At 37.5% G+C, this 19,533-nt stretch carries 20 protein-coding genes; 10 read left to right on the forward strand and 10 right to left on the reverse strand.

Features of this window, described 5'->3' with window-relative positions:
* Positions 1-5 precede the first annotated feature (5 nt).
* The gene (locus tag IAE19_RS14640) at positions 6-812 is read left to right on the forward strand and encodes an alpha/beta fold hydrolase (protein ID WP_200461649.1); all 807 of its coding nucleotides are present in this window, start codon (positions 6-8) and stop codon (positions 810-812) included.
* On the opposite strand, the gene IAE19_RS14645 is transcribed toward IAE19_RS14640, so the two are convergent.
* Positions 809-1,708, reverse strand: a complete 900-nt coding sequence (locus IAE19_RS14645) for a LysR family transcriptional regulator (RefSeq protein ID WP_200461650.1) — start codon at positions 1,706-1,708, stop codon at positions 809-811. The two genes, IAE19_RS14640 and IAE19_RS14645, sit on opposite strands and share 4 nt — an antisense overlap.
* Positions 1,709-1,818: 110 nt before the next feature.
* Here IAE19_RS14645 and IAE19_RS14650 point away from each other — a divergent pair, with 110 nt between their 5' ends.
* Entirely contained in the window at positions 1,819-2,253 is a 435-nt protein-coding gene (locus IAE19_RS14650; protein ID WP_200461651.1) for a CidA/LrgA family protein, read from the forward strand.
* On the forward strand, positions 2,250-2,942 hold the full coding sequence (locus tag IAE19_RS14655; protein ID WP_200461652.1) for an LrgB family protein: 693 nt from the start codon (positions 2,250-2,252) through the stop codon (positions 2,940-2,942). Before IAE19_RS14650 ends, IAE19_RS14655 begins: the two co-directional genes overlap by 4 nt.
* 14 nt (positions 2,943-2,956) lie before the next feature.
* On the opposite strand, the gene IAE19_RS14660 is transcribed toward IAE19_RS14655, so the two are convergent.
* The 7 genes from IAE19_RS14660 to ybaK form a co-directional block, all read right to left on the reverse strand.
* A complete protein-coding gene (locus tag IAE19_RS14660; RefSeq protein ID WP_200461653.1) occupies positions 2,957-3,697 on the reverse strand; it encodes an adenosylcobinamide-GDP ribazoletransferase in 741 nt (246 codons plus the stop codon).
* Between the two features lie 5 nt (positions 3,698-3,702).
* Positions 3,703-4,308, reverse strand: coding sequence for a histidine phosphatase family protein (locus IAE19_RS14665; protein ID WP_200461654.1), 606 nt, complete (start codon positions 4,306-4,308; stop codon positions 3,703-3,705).
* A 7-nt stretch (positions 4,309-4,315) separates the two neighbouring features.
* Positions 4,316-5,368, reverse strand: a complete 1,053-nt coding sequence (cobT, locus tag IAE19_RS14670) for a nicotinate-nucleotide--dimethylbenzimidazole phosphoribosyltransferase (RefSeq protein WP_200461655.1) — start codon at positions 5,366-5,368, stop codon at positions 4,316-4,318.
* The gene (gene cobU, locus IAE19_RS14675) at positions 5,365-5,886 is read right to left on the reverse strand and encodes a bifunctional adenosylcobinamide kinase/adenosylcobinamide-phosphate guanylyltransferase (RefSeq protein WP_200461656.1); all 522 of its coding nucleotides are present in this window, start codon (positions 5,884-5,886) and stop codon (positions 5,365-5,367) included. Before cobU ends, cobT begins: the two co-directional genes overlap by 4 nt.
* Positions 5,887-5,889: 3 nt before the next feature.
* Positions 5,890-6,528 (reverse strand): 2'-5' RNA ligase family protein, encoded by a 639-nt coding sequence (locus IAE19_RS14680; protein WP_200461657.1) that lies wholly within the window; start codon positions 6,526-6,528, stop codon positions 5,890-5,892.
* Positions 6,529-6,621: 93 nt separating this feature from the next.
* Positions 6,622-8,763 (reverse strand): bifunctional mannitol-1-phosphate dehydrogenase/phosphatase, encoded by a 2,142-nt coding sequence (gene mtlD / locus IAE19_RS14685; protein ID WP_200461658.1) that lies wholly within the window; start codon positions 8,761-8,763, stop codon positions 6,622-6,624.
* 285 nt (positions 8,764-9,048) lie between these two features.
* The gene (gene ybaK, locus IAE19_RS14690) at positions 9,049-9,516 is read right to left on the reverse strand and encodes a Cys-tRNA(Pro) deacylase (RefSeq protein WP_200461659.1); all 468 of its coding nucleotides are present in this window, start codon (positions 9,514-9,516) and stop codon (positions 9,049-9,051) included.
* A 166-nt stretch (positions 9,517-9,682) separates the two neighbouring features.
* On the opposite strand from ybaK, the gene IAE19_RS14695 reads away from it, so the two are divergent.
* The 7 genes from IAE19_RS14695 (at position 9,683) to IAE19_RS14725 (ending at position 16,300) form a co-directional block, all read left to right on the forward strand.
* Positions 9,683-10,327: a CDP-alcohol phosphatidyltransferase family protein gene (locus IAE19_RS14695; RefSeq protein ID WP_200461660.1), complete on the forward strand. Its 645-nt coding sequence runs from the start codon at positions 9,683-9,685 to the stop codon at positions 10,325-10,327.
* A 21-nt stretch (positions 10,328-10,348) separates the two neighbouring features.
* Positions 10,349-12,094: a bifunctional alpha/beta hydrolase/class I SAM-dependent methyltransferase gene (locus IAE19_RS14700; RefSeq protein ID WP_200461669.1), complete on the forward strand. Its 1,746-nt coding sequence runs from the start codon at positions 10,349-10,351 to the stop codon at positions 12,092-12,094.
* An 8-nt stretch (positions 12,095-12,102) separates the two neighbouring features.
* Complete coding sequence (locus tag IAE19_RS14705; protein WP_200461661.1) at positions 12,103-13,467, forward strand: phosphatase PAP2/dual specificity phosphatase family protein; 1,365 nt, start codon at positions 12,103-12,105, stop codon at positions 13,465-13,467.
* Complete coding sequence (locus IAE19_RS14710; RefSeq protein ID WP_200461662.1) at positions 13,464-13,904, forward strand: hypothetical protein; 441 nt, start codon at positions 13,464-13,466, stop codon at positions 13,902-13,904. The genes IAE19_RS14705 and IAE19_RS14710 overlap by 4 nt, the downstream gene beginning before the upstream one ends.
* A 13-nt stretch (positions 13,905-13,917) precedes the next feature.
* Entirely contained in the window at positions 13,918-14,604 is a 687-nt protein-coding gene (locus IAE19_RS14715) for a lysophospholipid acyltransferase family protein (RefSeq protein ID WP_200461663.1), read from the forward strand.
* The gene (locus IAE19_RS14720; protein WP_200461664.1) at positions 14,601-15,545 is read left to right on the forward strand and encodes a phosphatidate cytidylyltransferase; all 945 of its coding nucleotides are present in this window, start codon (positions 14,601-14,603) and stop codon (positions 15,543-15,545) included. Before IAE19_RS14715 ends, IAE19_RS14720 begins: the two co-directional genes overlap by 4 nt.
* Positions 15,546-15,799: 254 nt before the next feature.
* Positions 15,800-16,300: a lytic transglycosylase domain-containing protein gene (locus tag IAE19_RS14725; protein WP_320159391.1), complete on the forward strand. Its 501-nt coding sequence runs from the start codon at positions 15,800-15,802 to the stop codon at positions 16,298-16,300.
* Between the two features lie 57 nt (positions 16,301-16,357).
* Here IAE19_RS14725 and cysK read toward each other — a convergent pair whose 3' ends face one another.
* Together cysK and IAE19_RS14735 are read right to left on the reverse strand one after the other, a co-directional pair.
* The gene (gene cysK / locus IAE19_RS14730; RefSeq protein WP_200461666.1) at positions 16,358-17,356 is read right to left on the reverse strand and encodes a cysteine synthase A; all 999 of its coding nucleotides are present in this window, start codon (positions 17,354-17,356) and stop codon (positions 16,358-16,360) included.
* Between the two features lie 170 nt (positions 17,357-17,526).
* Positions 17,527-19,143: a Na/Pi cotransporter family protein gene (locus IAE19_RS14735; RefSeq protein WP_200461667.1), complete on the reverse strand. Its 1,617-nt coding sequence runs from the start codon at positions 19,141-19,143 to the stop codon at positions 17,527-17,529.
* Positions 19,144-19,533: the final 390 nt, after the last annotated feature.

Raw genomic sequence — 19,533 nt, forward strand, 5'->3', positions numbered from 1 at the left:
AATATATGGAATGCATCCAGAAACTTATTCACTTTCCAAAATCAAATGAGATTTCTGCAGAAGTAAATATCATCAATCAATATGCAAAAACGATTGTTATTCTTCCGGCTATCGGCGTTGAAATTGGTAAATATCAAAAAATTATTAGGGGTTTAAATACGAATGGATTCAATACAATAGCAGCTGATTATCCTGGATGTAACAGAAATACCCCAAAAGTTTCTAGACACTTTGATTACGGCTATAAAGATTTATTGCAAGATTTTATTCCCCAACTTATAGAGTTAGCCCCACAACCTCATTCACGACAGAACTTGGTATTACTTGGGCATAGTTTAGGCGGTCATTTAGCTACATTGTATAGCCAACAACATGACGTTACAGTGATTGGGATTGCAACAGGCAATATTGGACTACATTATTGGGATTTAAAGGGTAAAATTCAAATTTTAAAAGCAATATCAATTTTTAGTCTTCTCATTCAAATTTATGGTTATTTACCAGGAAACAAGATTGGCTTTGGCAATAAAGAAGCAAAATCTCTTATTCAGGATTGGTGTAGAATAGGGCTGACAGGAACATATGATCACATTTTAAAGCCGACTCATGTTTCAGATAACCAAGCTCTTTTTATTCAAATGAAGGGCGATGAATGGGCACCTATGTCCTCATTAATGGGCTTAGCTCACTATCATAGTAATCCTCAAATTAAACAGCTCGATTTGAGAAGATGTATTCAAGGCAATCAGCATAGTGTCTGGATTAAACAGCCAGAACAAATCATTGATGTTATTCAAAACTGGCTTAACTAAAAATGAATTTCATCCTGATGAGTCTTCACAATATCGAGCCATGCCTTAGCTGCAGCCGTCATGGGAACAGACGTATTCCATGCCATTGTAAGTTTCCAGCGAATAGGTGTGTCTTTAATCAGGCTAATATTGAATTTTCTGGGGTCCAATTGCTCACAATAAATTTGTGGAATGAGAGCAATCCCCATACGGTGTTCTACCATTTTTACGATAAAGTCCCACTGGCTACTTTTACATACAATATGAGGCACAAATCCCAGCTTTTGGGTGGCTTCGAGAATCAATTTATTTAACGCAAAACGATCATCATAAAATAAAAAATCCTGATCTTTTAAATCAATCAACTCAACATGAGCACATCCTTTCCATTTTGAATCAGGACTTGAGACGAGGCATAATGGTGAATCGATGATTGGAATTTCAGCCAAGATCGGGTTTTGATTGTTTAAAAGTACTCCTACATCCAACGTTCGATTTAAAATTGCTTCTGAAATCGCATTGGAGCCAACCTCCATAAACTGTAATTCAATATTCGGATATTGTTTATGAAACAATGCAATCAAGGATGTCAATAATACAGAACCTAAAGGCGGTAAGCCTAAAGTCAGTTTGCCTTTTTTCAAATGTTTAATATCTTGCAGGGTTTCATAAATCTTTTTTTGTTCATCCAGTATTTTGAGTGCATGTTGATAAATTTGTTGACCTGTATATGTCAGTTCAACTTCACGTTTACGTCCCGCGTCACCTTTTTTAAATAAGGTAGTGCCCATTTCCTGTTCCAGTGCAGCAATTGCTTTACTCACTGTCGGCTGTGTCATGAAAAGTTGTTCAGCCGCTACGGTAAAGCTTTGGCTTTGAATAATTTGTACAAAAATTTTAAGTGCTTTAATATCCATTAAATTATTCCATAAAGGCATAATTATTTATTTATTATTCATAATATGACATAAAAATTCATTCTACAATTATTTCATCCCCGCTCATCATTTCATTCATAGGTTATTCAGTGTCGCAATCGCGTTTTACATATTCGGCCAAAGTCATTGCACAAATTGGTTTGTTGTTATGTTTCTGGTGGATTGGATCAGTATTACAACATGGATTGAATCTCCCTGTGTCGGCGGGTGTGATTGGACTCTTTCTAGTTTTGGCTGGACTACTGAGCGGTATATTTAAATTAGAATGGATCAAAACTGGTTCAGACTTTATGTTGGCCGAATTAGTTCTATTCTTTATTCCCTGTGTGGTGGGTCTGATCAATTATAAAACCCTTTTTTTAACTGAAGGCTGGCAATTAATCTGTGCCGTTCTGCTTGGGACAGTCTGTGTCATGGTATTTACCGCCTATACCGTTCATCTATGCTTTAAACTTGAAATACGATTAGAACAGCGCCACAAAACAAAAGCCCAAACCCTGCAACAACATGGAGCAAAACCATGAATATTGCTTTAATTTGTTTAGTCGGGACATTAATCGGTTATGTCTTAGCAAAACCAATTTATCGTCGTTTACCGTATTTACCCTTTTCACCTGCTATTTTAGTCCCTGTCGTTATTATTGGCTTATTATTAAGTTTTCATGTGTCCTATGAAACTTACATGCAGGATAACCAATGGGTCATCTGGATGCTTGGTCCAACTACAGTTGCATTTGCCATTCCCATTTATGAATATCGTAATGTAATCAAACAACACGCATTATCGATTGGTATGGGCATCATAGTAGGTATGACGGCGGGTATGGTCAGTGCATTTTATTTGGCACGCCTTTTTCATTTCGACCAACAAACCACCTATAGCCTTATGTCACGCTCAATTTCTACGCCTTTTGCAATGGAGTTGACTCAGCACATTGGAGGTTCTGTAGAGTTGGTTATCTTATTTACCATTATTACCGGGATTGTAGGGATCGTTTTTGGTGATTTGGTTTTGGCTAGTTTAAAGCTTAAATCATATTTGGCGAATGGGGCTTCCCTTGGAAATGCAGCACATGGTTTTGGCACAAGTAAAGCTTATATGCGCAATAAAGAGGAAGGTGTTATTGCTAGTTTAACCATGGTTTTGGCCGGTATTTTTATGGTGATTGTGGGGCCTTTTCTGGTTCATCTTATCTTTAAATTATTGGCTTAAACTAAACCTCCAAATTATAGATAAAATCCAACCAGGCTAAAGCTCAATAATAATAGAGTTTCCAGCAATTCTATACTCGCACCGATGGTATCTCCCGTGATGCCATTAATGCGTTTGATAAAAATTTGCCGTAAATAACTTAGCCCTCCTACAAAAAACAGTAAGCTTAAAATGCCTTGTAATTTCCAATAGATCAGGCTCAATAAGACCATGCCGCTAATCAACCATGCAAAACCCCTTGGCAAATGATCCACTAGCTGTCGAGCCAAGCCTTTTTCTCGTACATAAGTTGTAGTTAATAATAAAATTAATGGAACAATTCGCCCTAGCATGGGGACAAATAATAAAAATAAACCCAGATTTTGCTCAAGTAGGACATAAATACAACTGAACTTTAGTAAACATAACGCAAAAAGACTTAATACCCCTATTGGCCCACAACTTGGATCTTTCATAATATCAAGCGTGCGCTGTTTATTACCAAAACCGCCGACCCATGCATCAGCAGTATCTGCTAGACCATCCAGATGCAATCCACCCGTTAGCCAGACCCAGATCACTAAAATAACACTCGCACTTAGGAGATGTGGCACTGGATTAAGCAATAAACTTAAGACATATAAAATTAGGCCAATGAATAATCCAACAAATGGATAATATAAAACGGACTGCGCATTTTCAGATTGACTCGGTATACGCGATAATCGGACAGGAATTACTGTCAAAAACTGTAATGCAATCCAAAAAGGCAACATGTGCACTATTCCTCAGCAATTTGCAATTGTTTGTGATCATCAAAACTCAACTGAAAATGATAAACTTGCCCTAATTCTGCTTGCATTTTTAGAATATTGTCCAGTGGCTGTTGTTGTGCCAAACAACGCATCAACTTAATGACGCCGCCATGTGTAACCAATAAAATATTAGAAAATTGTTGAGCATACATTTTTTCTATTAACGACAATAAACCCTGTACGATTCGCGTTTGAAAATCAAATAATTTTTCGCCATTTGGCGCATGATATAACGTGGGTTTTTGCCAAAAGTTTGCCAATAAATCAGGTGATTCTTCATAAATTTGCTGCGTGGAAATCCCTTCCCAATTCCCAAAATTCAGTTCCTTAAAATCTGCGTCTATCCAAAGAGGAAGATTTTTTTCATTAGCAAGCCATTGGGCAAAAGTTGCACATCGCTGTAAAGGCGAAGCCATGATTGCTTGCCATGCATTAGATTGAAATTGTTCAATCGTATTGTGCATTTGCTGCCAACCCGTTGGCGTTAATGCATCATCCAGATGACCTCGCAAAGTATGGTTCAAGGTGGTTTCCCCATGACGTAATACATCAATCCTCAGCACTGGTCGCATATCCGTCTTAAACCTGATCACCTGTGACTGCTGCTTCAACAAAGGTCGCCATTTGATTATGTAAAGTACAAGCTAATTGAATGACACCCAAGGCGGCTCCTGCACCACTTCCTTCACCTAAACGTAAGTTTAGGCTCAAAATAGGTTGGGCATTTAATTCAGCTAAAATGCGGCGATGACCATATTCAGCAGATTGGTGTCCAAAGAGCATCCACTGGCGTACACTAGGGTTTAAACGCACGGCGCAAAGTGCTGCAACGGAGCTGATAAAGCCATCAACGATCATCGGTAAGCCGAACTGTGCGCAACGAATATAGGCACCCGTCATCGCAGAAATCTCTAAGCCACCTACTGCAGCCATTATTTTAAACGTATCCTCTTTTACACGAGTTTTATGCAGTACAACTGCCTGATCAATCACTTGCTTTTTATGTTTTAACTTTTCAGTATCAATTCCTGTGCCTACACCAGTCAATTGCTCTGCTTTTTCATTCAGTAATAAACAAGCCAATGCTGAGGCTGAACAGGTATTACCAATGCCCATTTCTCCTGCTATAAAAATATCAGCGTGGGCTTCGATCGCTTGTTCAGCGCTATTACGACCTAAATCCATAGCTTGATAGCATTCAGTTTCACTCATGGCAGATTCAACTGCAAAATTTGCTGTTCCAGCTCGGATACAATGAGTTTCTACGCTGTCATAATGATAATCTTCACCCACCGTCCCACAATCTATAACTTGCAATGTAGCTGCATATTGCCGTGCAATCACACTGATACAAGCTCCACCTGTCGCAAAATTTTGTAGCATTTGACGCGTGACAGCTTGTGGATAGGCAGAAATATTTTCCTGCATCACACCGTGATCGCCTGCAAAAATGGTAATCCAAGGTTGATTCACATGTGGATGAACGTTCTGTTGTAAAGACGCAAGTTGGATTGCTATCGCCTCTAAATCTCCAAGCGAACCTGTGGGTTTAGTTAATTGTTGTTGGCGGTGTATGGCAGCCTGTTTGGTTTGTTCATCAACTGCTTTAACTTGTTCTAACCACCAACTCATGATTTTTCTCCTTTTAATAACATTGGGAACCCTGCGACACAAAACTCGACTTTATCTGCAATTTTCCCTAACCGCTGGTGTAAACGTCCAGACTCATCTACAAAACGCCGTGTTATTTCACCCATAGGGACAATACCTAGTCCCGTTTCATTACTGACTAAAATAATATCTGAATATAACTTAGGCAAAAGTTGAAGCAAATTATCACATTCAATAAGCTGACCATCTGGATTATCCAATAGTAAAAGATTACTGAGCCATAAGGTTAGACAATCTACCAAGATAAGTTGTTGCGGTTGGTCAATCAGTTCAAGTTGTTGTGCCAGTGCAATGGGTTCTTCAATCACTCGCCATTCACTTGGTCGCTGCTGTTGATGATGCTGTACACGTCGCTGCATTTCCTCATCTAAAGCCTGTGCAGTTGCGATATAAGTCACAGGATGAGCTTGGGCCTGAGCAATCGACTCCGCATGTTGGCTTTTGCCTGAACGCGCACCGCCTAAAATGAGATGTAACATAGATCATTCCAATTGTAAGCAATAAACCGAATGTAAAGGGCTTTGTAATTGTTGTGCCTGATAATAACCAAAATGCAGCTGATCGATCGTAATTTTTAAATCAATCTCTGGAGTCTTCTGCATACGGTTAAAAATCTGTTGACTTGGATAAGCATCACGATAAAGTCCAAGTGTAATATGCGGATGATATTGTAAAGCGGCAATTTCCTGATGATCTGGTAGATGCAGTTTTTGCCTAATATCCGTGAGTTGATTATTATCGTCATTTACATTTATAAATAAGGCACTAGTAAAACTGTTTAAACCATTTATCTCAAGTTGAAATGAGGTTTTATTGCATTGATTTAAAAGTTGCCAACGTTGCTGTTCAAAGCACTGCATTGAAAAATCATCATTATATAAGGGCTTTTGCTCAGTCAAAAAGCCACAAATATATAAAGTAATATGATATTGACGCTGCGTATTTTTCAATAACAGATCTGAAAATGAAGCTTGTAATTGGTCTAGCTTATCGACTAATTCTGGATATTTTTCTCGATCAATTAAGATGTACCACAGTGCATAGGTAGTACGTCCACGATGCCACTCTGGATAATCACGACTTAAGGTTGGAATAACCCAACCATGAGATTTCAAATACAAGAAAAAACACCAAAAATCAAAGTGCTTTATTAAAGCATGGTTTTTGGTGTGAGAAACTCAAATTATCAGCTAGCAGTAAAGCTTTTTAGGTATTTAAGCATAGGAAGATTGTGTATCTTGAGGCAAAGCAAAGCTTTTGAATTGTTTTAAACACGTGGGATTCTCCTGTAATTGATCCAGATGTTGCTGTATCTTTAACTCAATTTTTTGTTTTTGGGCAGACGTTAAATCAAATAGAGCAATATTTGATTGCAAATGCTCATTGATATCTTCAAGACTGATGTTGAACATTTTCATTGCGTAGAAGTAGCCCAGACTTGCACCCCATAATAAGCTGTCTATGGGTTGATCAAAATGTAGATTATTTGCGATTGAACCCATAACCCGTTCATTATGATTTAATTTTCGTAATGGATCACGCGCTACACGCTGACATGGATCCTTGTAAGCATACTGACAAGACTCTACGAAACTTTTTGCCAGTCTCTCCAAATCTTTGGCACGTGTTGGTAAATATGCAGCTAGACCTTGCCTCACCTCTTGAATTAAATGTTCAACCAGAGACTGTACACGTGCATCTCCCATTGCTACACCAATAGTTTCATGCCCTACCAATGAGGCGTACCATGACATCATGGCATGAACGCCATTCCAAAGACGATTTTTGATCAGTTGAATATCGGCAATATTATCCACCAAAATCATTTGACGCATTTTTATTAATAATGGACTGTTATTCTCCACATAGATCGGCATATCTGTTTCACTATTGAACAGAATCAAGTCCATGGTCTGTAAGATATGACTCGGTTGAAAATTACGGCGCATATCATCAATATATAAGGATGCCTGATGTTCCTGTTCAGTTGAAAGTTTGGCGGTATCTTCAATTTCAACATTTTCATCTTCAGCATCTGATTGATGTTGTTTGAAAAAGTTATATTTAATTTTGAGTTGACGATACAGATTTTGTTCAGAAAGTTTGGAAACCATACGGTTGACGACAGTATCGCAAAAATAATGCTGAGTCATAATTTGGTCGGCAATCTCAACATTCGATAAAGCAATAAGTTGCTCACGAATATGAGATACGACCAGTTTTTTAGCACCGACTTTATTTAAAATAATTAAAACCGTCAGTGGACGTGTATTTTGCATCGTTTGTGAAGCAAAACGTGCATACAATCCTTTGGCAATAATTTTCGCTTCTGTTGCAATGGCGTGTTCAGGCAAACACAGTGCAATTAAAGACGACTCCATATACATATCCAGCATATGCTGTTCATTATCTGCATCAATGACTGACATGTATTCAATTCGTTCATCATAAGAAACTTGCCCATAACGAATGCAATAAGTACCAAAGGCATTCACCGCTTCACGGTATAAGCTATTACGAGTTGAGGCAATAATACGCTGAGGACGCGTATAACCATCCCAATGTGATAAAATCTGAGCGATATAACCACCACCAATTGCACCGAATCCGTGAATTCCAACAGTAAGCTGATTCACTGTTTGGGGAAATGACTCCTGTAAAATAGGCATTTCCATTGCGGATACATATTGATCCAGATCTTCCAGGCAGTCATACATTGTCTCAAAGTAAAAATTGGCTTTGGACAACATATGCTCATTGGGTGCTTTAATATCTTTCAGCAAAATCGTCATGCCGCCTGCTGCATGTGCAGAGCAAATCCCATTTTCAGAATCTTCAAACATCAAACATTTTGTTGTTTCCAAATTTAATTTTTCAGCGGCTTTTTCAAAAATTTCAGGGTGTGGTTTACCTCTTTCAACTTCATCACCACACACCAACACATCAAAAAATTTATAAACATTGGCATTAATTAAATATTCTTCTGCTATTGCACGGCGGCTCGAAGTCGCCACTGCCATACGCAATCCTGATTTTCTTAACCGTTCTAAAACCTGTACAAGCCCCTTTTTAATAGGAACTCCTTCATTGCGAACCAATTCAAGCTCTAACTCATCAGCACGTTGACGAATGGTTTTATAAGGCACCTCTGCACCATACTGTGCTTTGGCTAGTTGTTCCGCAGTGGTGGCACTCAGTCCCAGACATTGCATTAAATATTCATCGGAAAATGCTTGTCCAATGAGTTCTTGAGATGCCTGTTTCAATGTTTGAAACCGTAATCTTTCAGTATCAAACATTGTTCCATCCATATCAAAAAGTGCACCTTGAACAGGAGATCCATGAAAAATCAGCATTGATTTACCTCGTTTTTTAGTTCCTTTTATGTAGGGTATACAAAAAACGTGCAAAAAATATGCTTTGTTATCAAATGAAACAGTTTTGGTTATTTTTTGTCCTTAAGATCAAAAATTAAAAAAATTTTGTTTAAATCCATCCCAAATTATTGATTAATTTTTTAAAATGTGAAAATAAAACTGGAAAAATAAAATGCATAGCATAAGAAGACTGGTGCAGATATTTTTCGACTAAGATAGACCATTCATTCACATTCTTTTTGAAAAGGTATGACGGTATCCTTTTTATTCATCAATAATATCAGCAAATTTAGCTTCTAGAAGCCTAACCAAAGCTTGTGGATTTAATCCAATATCCAGTCCTCGTTTGCCTCCACTGACATATATTTTTTCTTTTATTTCGGCACTTTGACAAACTATTGTTTTAAGCCGTTTTTTCTGACCTAATGGGCTAATTCCTCCCACTAAATAACCCGTTAAACGTTCAGCATCCTTCGGATCTGCCATATGTAATTTTTTACAACCCAATGCAGAAGCAACTTTTTTCAAATTGAGCTGATGATTGACAGGCAAAATCGCTACAAAATAATTTTTATCATCCGTGACCAATAATGTTTTAAACACATCTGCAACTTCTAAATTTAATTTCTCCGCTGCTTCGAGACCAAAACTTTTTGCATGAATATCATGCTCATATTCATGGATACTATATTCAATCTTATTGGTTTTAAGTAGTTTACAAGCAGGCGTCATAATTTCTGTAGTAAGAGTATAAAAAAGGATTTTATTATAATTTCTTTTAAAAAATTTTTAAATTTAACTCGACTATTTTACAGCGTATACCTTTACAAAATATAGACTTGCAACTTATCAATTAAAATGATTAGAATAAGTTTTTGATTTTAAATTTAAAATAACAATGGCGTCCATTTATCAATTAAAACCAGCCTTTCAAAACTTCTTACGTCCATTTGTGAATCGCTTATATCAGTTCGGTATTACCGCTAATCAAGTCACTCTGGTTGCCATGTTGATTTCAGTTGGACTTTCATGTGGACTTTTTTATTTATATGAACCAGATCGTCAGTCTCACTATTTAGGCTTTTTGCTCATTCCCTTCTGGATGCTTATTCGAATGGCTTTCAATGCGATTGATGGCATTTTGGCTCGGGAATTTAACCAACAGACTCGATTAGGGGCATATTTCAATGAGCTTTGTGATGTTATTTCTGATACAGCTTTATATGGGTGCTTTATCGTAATCAACTTTATTTCTCCTTCTCTGCTTTTTCTTGTTATTTTTTTAGCACTTTTAAGTGAATACGCAGGTGTTATAGCGCCTTTAATTGGTCAACAGCGGCGTTATGATGGGCCAATGGGTAAAAGTGATCGTGCATTTTGGTTTAGTGTTTTAGCTATCTTTATAGTCATTGGCTCTTATTTCACTCCATTCATTCCCCAAACCTTATTCAATTATAGTAGCAACGGTATGTTGATTATCATAAGTATATTATTGGTTCTAACAATTTATAACCGTATAAAAAATGCGATTTTGATAACTTAAATTTTATTTAGGAAAATAATGATGCATAACAATACACAACATCAATTTGTGAGCCATGACGGCACTAGTTTATTTTATCAACGTTGGGCGTCTTTGCAAAATCCAGATCATAAAGCCATTGTATTATTTCATCGCGGTCATGAACATTCACAGCGTATGGCACATTTAGTCGTGGAACTTAAACTTCCTGATTTTGATTTTTTTGCATGGGATGCACGCGGCCATGGTCAATCACCAGGCGAACGTGGTGATGCACCCAGCTTTTCTGCATGCGTTAAAGATATTCAATATTTTATCCAGCATATTACAGATCAGTATAAAATTCAGCCCCAAAATATGGTGGTGATTGGACAAAGTGTAGGCGCAGTCTTGGCGGCAACTTGGGTACATGATTATGCCCCTAACCTTCGGGCTTTATGTCTAGCTTCTCCAGCTTTTGATATTAAACTTTACGTACCTTTTGCCAAGCCAGGTTTGACTTTACTGAGTAAATTGCGTGGTAATTTCTTTATCACAAGTTATGTCAAAGCAAAAATGCTCACTCATGATTCACAACGCGCCAAGGAGTATGAATCTGACCCGCAAATTGCTAAAGCCATTTCAGTGCGTATGTTGCTTGGATTATATAATACATCTAAACGTATTGTGGAAGATGCTCAAAATATTTTTATTCCCACTCAAATACTATGTTCAGGTTCAGATTTTGTTGTTGAACAAAAACCCCAACGTTTGTTTTATGAACGTTTACCACATCCACAAAAAGAGTTTCATATTCTTGAAGGTTTTTATCACGACACGCTTGGTGAAAAAGATCGTGAAATTGCCTTTCAAAAAATTCGCCGTTTTATTCAACAAAGTTTTGTCCAAAACCCTGAAAAAATTGACGTACTCCATGCTGACAAAATTGGACCAAGCTGTGCAACTGCGGAACAATTAAGTTCACCTTTGCCGCCAAATTCCCTCAAAAACTGGTTCTGGTCCATTACCAAGAAAAACCTGAAGATCGGAAGTCATTTATCACAGGGTTTAAAAATTGGTGAAGAAACTGGCTATGACTCTGGCAGTACGCTTGACTTTGTTTATCGAAATGCTCCTGAAAGTCGCAATATCCTTGGCAAAATCATTGATCAGCAATATTTAAATGCAATTGGCTGGCGTGGTATACGTGTACGTAAACAACACCTTGAACAGCTTTTATCAAAATATGCCGAAAAACTTATACAGGCTCAAAAGCCACTTAAAATACTGGATATAGCAGCAGGACACGGTCGTTATATTCTGGATGCAGTAAGTCAATTCAGTCAGCGACCAGATTCCATTCTGTTACGTGATTATAGCGAATTGAATGTTGAATCTGGCGCTGAACTGATTAAACAACGTAATCTTCAGGATATTGCACAGTTTAAACTAGGGGATGCATTTGATGAAAACTCACTTGCGAGTATAGAACCTAAAGTTAATTTGGCAGTGGTTTCTGGCCTATACGAACTTTTTAGCGACAATGATTTAATAAGACGTTCTTTAGCAGGTCTTTCGCATGCAATTGAACAAGAGGGCTATATCATTTATACCGGGCAAATCTGGCATCCTCAGCAGGAATTTATTGCCCGTGCATTAACATCACATCGTCAAGGTGAAGCATGGGTGATGCGCTTAAGATCTCAAGCTGAAATGGATGCGCTCGTGGAACAAGCAGGTTTCAAGAAAATTGATCAATCTATTGATGAATATGGCATTTTCACTGTTTCAGTTGCCCAAAAATTATAAGGTCTGCTATGCAAGCATTACAAAAGCAGCAAGGAACATGGAAATGGGGACTTTTGTGTCTGATGTTTCTTGCACCCTTTTTCTTTTTAAGTTATGGGTTTGCCAATCATTATACAGCTAGCTTACGCCATGTGCCGAGTATCGTTTTTGCATGGGAAAAAAATATTCCTCTTTGGCCTTGGACCATTATTCCCTATTGGTCAATCGATTTTTTTTACGGTCTTTCCTTACTTCTATGCTGGAATAAGTTTGAACTGAGACAGCATGTGTTACGGCTGTTTACAGCCCAACTCTTATCCATTTGCTGTTTCTTACTATTTCCGCTCAAGTTTAGTTTTGAACGTCCTGAACTTCATGGTTTTTTTGGCGTCTGGTTTGATATTTTGATGGGTTTTGACAAACCTTTTAATCAGGCCCCTTCTCTGCACATTGTATTATTGGTTATTTTATGGGACTTTTACCGTCGCCATATTCGATCACCTTTTAAATGGCTAGTTGATTTTTGGTCAGTACTGATTGGACTCTCTGTACTGACTACATGGCAACACCATTTTATTGATATTCCTACAGGATTAATTGTGGGTGCATGGTGCGTATGGTTATATCCACTCAATATAAAAGCACCATACGCTAAGCAAAATCAGCAACAAAGAACAATAAAACATATTAAACTTGGAAGTTACTATATCCTAGCTTCCATTCTTTTAGCCGCGCTAGCATCGTACTTACAAAGCTGGGCACTATGGTTATTTTATCCTGCATTGAGTTTGTTTTTAGTGGGATTTGCTTATGTATTGGTACGACCTTATTTCTTTCAAAAACAATCAGATGGAAAGATGAGCCCTGCCACACTTATATTATTTTTTCCTTATTTATTATTCGCATGGTTAAATAGTCGAATCCGGACATATAAGCATCCTAATGATTCAGAAATTATCCATATAGATCAACTCACCATTTATCTTGGACGAATTCCATCTCCTGACCAAATACAGCTATACAATGGCATTTTTGACTGTTGTGCTGAGTTGCCAGTCCACACCACAAAAGATTATGGTCAATATTTAAGTCTGGATCTAATCCCATTACAAGCGAATCAACTCGAATATGCGGTAGAGGCTTTCGATCATCTTTTGCTGAACCTGAATAGATCTAATACCTTACACCAAAAGAAAATCCTGATATTTTGCGCTTTGGGTTATTCAAGAAGTACATCGATTTTATGTGCATGGCTTATTAAACATAAACATGCAGTGAACAGTAAAAATGCGTTACAAATCGTGCGAAAAGGCCGGCCATGGGTCAAGCTGAACGAATCACATATTCAGCAGATTAACCTCTATCAGCTTAAGCAAATGGGGCTATCACCATGATTTTGCAATTAACTATTATTTCTAAATTGCTGAATAACACCATTTCTTTATTACTCTCAGGCTATGTGGCTTTTGTTCTATCTGTCATGGCGACCTTCTTTTATGGAGGCCAAACGTTAGAACTCTGGGCTTACCTGCTTATTATATTTTTACTTTTATGTATGCATCATTACCTTTCAATTCGAGTCAAATTTGATGTAGATTTAATCCTGTTCATTACCGAAACAGGCTTTTCCTCGTCACAATCTTTAGATAAAGCCACTGAAGAACTAGATCAAGCTCTTATTGGGCTCAAACTTATACCACTAGCAAAAGTTGGACGCTCATGGCAACTGCGCCTGAAAGGCTGTCTAAAGTTATTCAAACTGCAAATACTGTTGCTTATATTACAATACCTTATACTTATTGTATTTATTGGCTTCCTCTGTAATCAATAAATCTGAGGAAACCATGAATCCATTCATACCTAATTCAATTAATTGTTCCAAATATAAAAATATGATCAGTAAAACTATTGCCAGATTTATCGCTTTTTTAACACGACGTGGCGCAAGATCGCTTACAGGCGCGCGTAGTTTATGGGTGGGATGTCAACCTGAACTCAAACAACGTATTTACTATGCAAATCACAATAGCCACATTGATTTCATTTTACTCTGGTCATCATTACCTAAGGCCATTCGACGACAAACCCGACCTATTGCAGCGTCTGATTATTGGTTAAAAGATGGTTTTCGCCGTTTTCTTATTCAGGATACTTTTTCAGGGGTAACTATTCGCCGCAGTCGTGAGAACAATGAAGATCCTTTGCAACCTGTAAAAGAGGTACTAGCACAAGGATATTCGATTATTTTCTTCCCTGAAGGAACTCGAAATTTAAATGATGATGTTGAACTTTTAGACTTTAAAAGCGGTTTATATCATTTGAGTCAAGCATTTCCACAGGTTGAAGTAGTTCCAGTATGGATCTCAAATTTAAAAAGAGTCATGCCAAAAGGTGCTTTTATTCCCTTACCTTTACTTTCCACAGTTATTTTTGGATGCCCCCTAAAAAATATTAATACACTGGATAAAGAAAATTTCTTAACTCATGCCCGACAAGAGCTGTTAAAACTTAAAGAGGCTGAATATCAATGATCACCAATAACGTGTATCAAACGTATCTACTATTTGCAATTTTTGCCTCGATTTTAGTCTTTGCTTCTAGTGTTGGCTTTATTCTAAAACAACGTGCAGGCGAACGATCTGTATCTGTTATTGATAACCTCAATGCCAGGATTAATGCGTGGTGGGTTATGCTAATTGTACTCGCAGCAGCCATTCTTCTAGGAAAAATTGCATTTATTATTCTGTTTGCTTTAATTTCCCTGTTTGCTTTGCGCGAGTTTATTAGTCTTTTACCCACGCGGCGTGGGGATTATTTTCCATTACTCATCGGCTTTTATTTTGTCATACCTTATCAATATTATTTAGTTTATATCGACTGGTATGGTCTGTATTCTATTTTTATTCCACTTTATGTTTTCCTATTGATTCCAATTGCCAGTCTAAAACAAGAAGATACGACTCATTTTCTAGAGCGAAGCGCAAAAATACAATGGGGACTTATGGTGTGTGTATTCTGTATTTCACATGTTCCCGCCCTACTAAATTTAAAACTTTCAGATTTTCAGGGGGATAAAATTTGGCTAGCAATCTGGCTTATTATGGTGGTACAGGCATCAGATGTCTTGCAATACATCTGCGGAAAATTGTTTGGAAAACATAAAGTAGCGCCTATTTTATCACCCTCAAAAACTATTGAAGGCTTATTAGGCGGTATTGTATTGGCAACGCTGTTGGGCATTACAATGAAATGGCTCACTCCGTTTAATTATTGGCAAGCTGCTGGGATTGGGCTCACCGTTTGTATTTTTGGATTTTTTGGCGGTTTAGTCATGTCCGCAATTAAACGCGATCGTGGCGTTAAAGATTGGGGACAGCTTATTCAAGGACATGGCGGTATGCTAGATCGTATTGATTCTATTTGTTTTTCTGCTCCTATTTTCTTTCATATTTTAAGATATTGGTGGAGTTGATGACCTAATGTTATAAAATACTCGATAAAGACTCTTGATAAATATGGAGAAAAATTAGATTGTCAGCTCAAGAACTCTGCTTTTCTCTTGTTATTGAAAAGTTATAAAATATTGACGAGTTGATAACATCAAACTACCATCCTAGAGTCAAAATTTTGGATAGGTTGCATAGCTTGATTTCATATTTACAACCTCATTTACAGCAAAAAACTTATACCTATTTTTCTTCAGTAAACGCTTTTTTTAGTCTTTTTATATGTATTCTATTTACAGGTTGCACAACCCTTGGCCCTAAGAGTGGTTCCTTAGAAAAACGCTCAAATAAACTTTCTAGTGGATTACAAAAAGCGTATGCTGTTTCACCGGCGACAGCCAATCGTTTATCTCCCATGATAATCCAAAGCGCCGATCGCTATAGTGTTCCACCATTATTGATAGCTGCCACCATTCGTCAGGAGTCAAACTATAATTCTTATGCACGTTCCTCGGGCGGTGCAGTCGGTCTTGCACAAATTATCCCTAGCTATTGGCGACAACCTTGTCCAGGAAATTTGGCAGATGAATATACCAATATTCAATGTAGTGCTTATATTTTAGGTCATTATAATGAGATGGCTGGAAGCTGGTTTAAAGCCAGTGCTTATTATAATGTTGGTCCAACTGGCTATAAATCCAGCTTTTGGACACGGCATAAAGCAAAAAAATATGCACGTTCCGTTAAACATTTTGAAAAAGCCCTAAAGAAAGAACTATAGAACTTAGGCGATTTGGATAGAAAGCTTATATTGAATAACCTTTCTATCCCCAGTTATTTATTCTTCAAATAAACCTTCAAACAATACAGAAGATAAATAACGCTCACCGCTATCGGGTAAAATCACCACGATAGTTTTTCCGTCATTCTCTGGGCGTTCTGCAATTTTTGCCGCAGCAGCAAGTGCTGCCCCACTTGAAATACCGACCAAAATGCCTTCTTGAGTTGCACATTTACGTGCCCATTCAATTGCTTCTTCACTACCAATTGGCATTACTTCATCCACAATATTCAAATCTAAATTTTTTGGAATAAAGTTAGCACCAATACCCTGAATTTTATGGGGCGCAGGTGCAATCTCTTCACCCCGTTTAGTTTGACTTATAATCGGAGATTCCGCAGGTTCAACTGCTACAGAATAAAGTGCTTTATTTTTGATATTTTCAAAATAATGCGAAATACCTGAAATCGTTCCACCCGTTCCTACACCAGCAACTAGAATATCAACTTTTCCATCAGTTGCATCCCAAATTTCGGGACCTGTAGTTTCTTCATGAATTTTAGGATTGGCTGGATTTTCAAACTGTTGTGGAAGAAAATATAGGTCTGGCTGCTCAGTAGCTAAACGCACGGCTTCATCGACAGCTCCTTTCATTCCCTTTGCTGGTTCAGTTAACACCAAATTTGCACCAAAAGCTTTAAGCACTTTACGACGCTCAAGGCTCATACTGGCAGGCATCGTCAATGTAATTGAATAACCTTTTGCTGCCGCAACAAATGCTAAAGCAATACCCGTATTTCCACTGGTCGGTTCTACAATATGCATTCCAGCTTTCAGTGCACCACGTTTTTCCGCATCTGCGATTAGTGCAGCACCAATACGACATTTGACTGAAAATGCAGGATTACGACTTTCCACTTTTGCTAAAACAGTTGCACCAGATTTGATAAGACGATTAATACGTACTAATGGAGTATTACCGATTGCTTCTGCATTGTCAGAATAAACTGCAATACCTAAGTTCGCAGGTGCCTTAAATTGTTGATCGGTCGACATGTTATTTCCTTATTAGATTTGGAATGATTCTCAAATATTATAGGCCTGTCAGCTAAGGAGGAAAGTAGAAAAACCAAGATTTATGCAAAATTTTGATTTATAAAGTTTTAAGATGCACTTAAAAGCTTATTACTCCAGAAGTAATAGTTCATATAAAACATTCAACTTTATTATTGCGTTATCCCTAATTCTTCATTCACTGATATCTGTTCAGTATCACCCAATAAAACAGCAACACGACTACAATGAATCACTAAATGCTCTAACCAACGTTGTGCAGCAAGTTGCTCTAAAGTATAAGTTGCTGACAGCGTTTTCGACGAAGAAACCTCAATAATTTGCTGTCGAACCAACTCCTGTTGTGCTTGCATACCTGCTGCAAAATTAACCAACTCACCCACAAGTATTGTTGGAATTTTAATAAATGGTTCATGTAGTAAATGTGGAATATATTGCTCAAGAATGATTGCGAATTGGGTGGCTAGCTGATCAATATTCCTTTGATTCTGAATCGTCTCAATATGCGCCACATTACTTAAATCATTTTTGAGCACACGCACATACACAACTAGCCTCAATAAAATAACCAAGCGATGTTGATCTGCTAAAGATTGTGGAACAGACATCTTATCGAGATAGTTTTCAATTTTTCCCAACGTATAATCAAACTCATCTGTTTTGACTAATGTTGCGACCACTCTGCCCTGAATACAACCTACAAAAATACAGTACATATCTGATATTGATTGTAAAAGTGCCCGTTCTACCGCAGCGATGGCAAGTGCAGGAACACTATAAAGTGATTCATCGAGATAGCGTGTCGTTGAATGCTCTTTCTCTGGCAATAATCGCATAATCAATTGTTCAAATTTAGGCAAAAGTGGCATAAAAATACATGCCCCTAATAAGCTAAAAGACGTATGAAATGCAGCCACCAATAAAACTGAGCCTAACTGATGAATACTTTCGATATGGTTGTATGCCCATACAAATGCAGGTGATAAGAGAATAAAAGCAAAAAAAGCTGTCACGATATTAAAAATAACATGAACCGCAGCAGTTCGTTTTGCACTTGTCGTTGCTCCAATCGCAGCCAGAACCGCTGTGGCCACTGTTCCGATATTTTGACCAATCACCAATGCTAATGTTTGTTCCAGATTAATTGTCTGAGTCGACAAAGCAGCCAGTGTCGTTGTAATTGCAGCACTAGAAGACTGTAATACGATGGTCATAAAGATACCGATCAATACTAAAAATAACCGCATTAACAAAGTCGGTTCTGCCCAGCGTGACAGATCAATTAACTCTGCGACATCACTCATGGCATCTTGTAGCAGCTGAATACCAAAAAATAATAGACCAAAACCAGCCAAAGTCAGTCCAATAAATGCAATTTTCTCCTTACCTAATAATTTTAGTAAAGCGCCAATGCCAATCAAAGGTAAAGCAAAACTCGAAATAGAAAATTTCAATCCAAGTAAGGCTACCATCCAGCCCGTGCTGGTTGTCCCAATATTGGCACCGATAATGACACCAATCGCGTGACTAAAACTGAGCACTCCAGCACTCACAAAACCAATTGTTGCCAAAGTCGTAGCAGTTGAAGACTGCACCACAACGGTTAAACCAATCCCAGATAAAACAGCTTTCATTGGTGAACTTGTAAAACGAACTAACCATTGTCGTAATGCCTCGCCCGCAATTGCTTTTAAGCTATCAGTCATCAAAGACATACCTAAAAGAAATAAACCTATTCCACCCATTAACGGAACAATGACATTGAGCACAAAAGCATCCTTTTTATAATTTGCAGATTGAAAGCCTTTACAGAGTTAAAATTAACAGCAGTTGTTTTATTTTAATATTTATATTGGATTTATGTCTTAGAATAAAGTGTTTCATAATTGATGATGCTCTAAAAATTATAAATTTTAACTTTATAGCTCTTTTTCACCATTCCCAGATCCTAACTCAATAGCCAATCACTTCGGTGATAAGTAAATTTACTAAAAATCTTATATAGAGGTGGATAGCTCCCTCTATAGTTTAAATAGATGAATTTTTATCGCAGCTCATGCAATTTTATCAATAGATAAATATATATCCATATATTTATAAATTTCATTTTTATTTCAGCATAATACTTAGTAAAAAAAGAAGCCCCGTCACTGGCTAGT

The sequence above is a fragment of the Acinetobacter sp. S40 genome (assembly GCF_016624705.1).
Taxonomy (GTDB): domain Bacteria; phylum Pseudomonadota; class Gammaproteobacteria; order Pseudomonadales; family Moraxellaceae; genus Acinetobacter.